This window comes from Nocardia sp. NPDC046763 (assembly GCF_040645495.1).
Taxonomy (GTDB): Bacteria; Actinomycetota; Actinomycetes; order Mycobacteriales; family Mycobacteriaceae; genus Nocardia.
Genome location: NZ_JBEYYI010000079.1, coordinates 2446 through 4213 on the forward strand (window position 1 = coordinate 2446; position 1768 = coordinate 4213).

A 1768-nucleotide genomic window follows, 5' to 3' on the forward strand; every position below is an offset into this window, starting at 1 on the left:
CCGGAGGGGGCTGCACAGGACCCAGACCGTAGTAGTCAAGCGATGGGGTGACGCAGGAAGGTAGCTGGGCCAGGTGATGGAATACCTGGTGTAAGCCTGTAGGGAGCGTGATAGGCAAATCCGTCACGCACATATCCTGAGAGGTGATGCGTAGCCGATTGAGGCGAATTCAGTGATCCTATGCTGCCGAGAAAAGCCTCTAGTGAGTTGATACACGGCCCGTACCCCAAACCGACACAGGTGGTCAGGTAGAGAATACTAAGGCGATCGAGATAACTGTGGTTAAGGAACTCGGCAAAATGCCCCCGTAACTTCGGGAGAAGGGGGACCCGGTCTGGTGAACACCTTTGCGGTGGGAGCTGGTCTGGGTCGCAGAGACCAGAGAGAAGCGACTGTTTACTAAAAACACAGGTCCGTGCGAAGTCGTAAGACGATGTATACGGACTGACGCCTGCCCGGTGCCGGAAGGTTAAGAGGACCGGTTAGCGCTTCGGCGCGAAGCTGAGAATTTAAGCCCCGGTAAACGGCGGTGGTAACTATAACCATCCTAAGGTAGCGAAATTCCTTGTCGGGTAAGTTCCGACCTGCACGAATGGCGTAACGACTTCTCTGCTGTCTCAACCACAGACTCGGCGAAATTGCAGTACGAGTAAAGATGCTCGTTACGCGCGGCAGGACGAAAAGACCCCGGGACCTTCACTATAGCTTGGTATTGGTGTTCGGTACGGTTTGTGTAGGATAGGTGGGAGACTGTGAAGCGGGCACGCCAGTGTTCGTGGAGTCATCGTTGAAATACCACTCTGATCGTATTGGACCTCTAACCTCGGACCCTGATCGGGTTCAGGGACAGTGCCTGGTGGGTAGTTTAACTGGGGCGGTTGCCTCCCAAAATGTAACGGAGGCGCCCAAAGGTTCCCTCAGCCTGGTTGGCAATCAGGTGTTGAGTGCAAGTGCACAAGGGAGCTTGACTGTGAGACCGACAGGTCGAGCAGGGACGAAAGTCGGGACTAGTGATCCGGCACCGGCAAGTGGAAGCGGTGTCGCTCAACGGATAAAAGGTACCCCGGGGATAACAGGCTGATCTTCCCCAAGAGTCCATATCGACGGGATGGTTTGGCACCTCGATGTCGGCTCGTCGCATCCTGGGGCTGGAGTAGGTCCCAAGGGTTGGGCTGTTCGCCCATTAAAGCGGCACGCGAGCTGGGTTTAGAACGTCGTGAGACAGTTCGGTCTCTATCCGCCGCGCGCGTTAGAAACTTGAGGAAGGCTGTCCCTAGTACGAGAGGACCGGGACGGACGAACCTCTGGTGTGCCAGTTGTTCCGCCAGGAGCACGGCTGGTTGGCCACGTTCGGAAGGGATAACCGCTGAAAGCATCTAAGCGGGAAGCCTGTTCCAAGATGAGGTTTCTCACCCCCTCGAGGGGGTAAGGCCCCCAACAGACCATTGGGTTGATAGGCCAGAACTGGAAGTCTGGTAACAGATGTAGGTGACTGGTACTAATAGGCCGAGGACTTACCAACAAAGAAGCTACGCGTCCACTGTGCAGTATCTGAAACAACACACAGATACAGGAAGACAGAACCGGATCCCGTTCGCGGGCCGAGGGACTGGCTCTCTGTGGATAGTTTCATAGAGTTACGGCGGCTATAGCGGTGGGGAAACGCCCGGTCCCATTCCGAACCCGGAAGCTAAGGCCACCTGCGCCGATGGTACTGCACTCGACAGGGTGTGGGAGAGTAGGACACCGCCGGAACATCCTTCGCGAA

The 1768-nt window shown here is 56.1% G+C and carries 1 rRNA gene and 1 other annotated feature (1 of these 2 cut by a window edge); the gene reads left to right on the top strand.

Going from position 1 to position 1768, the window contains the following annotated elements:
* Positions 1 to 1521, top strand: a sequence feature (mutual gap in cmsearch alignment for this rRNA model is longer than 100) (it extends 1604 nt beyond the left edge of the window).
* A 117-nt stretch (positions 1522 to 1638) separates the two neighbouring features.
* Positions 1639 to 1755, top strand: a 5S ribosomal RNA gene (rrf, locus tag ABZ909_RS43425).
* Positions 1756 to 1768 lie beyond the last annotated feature (13 nt).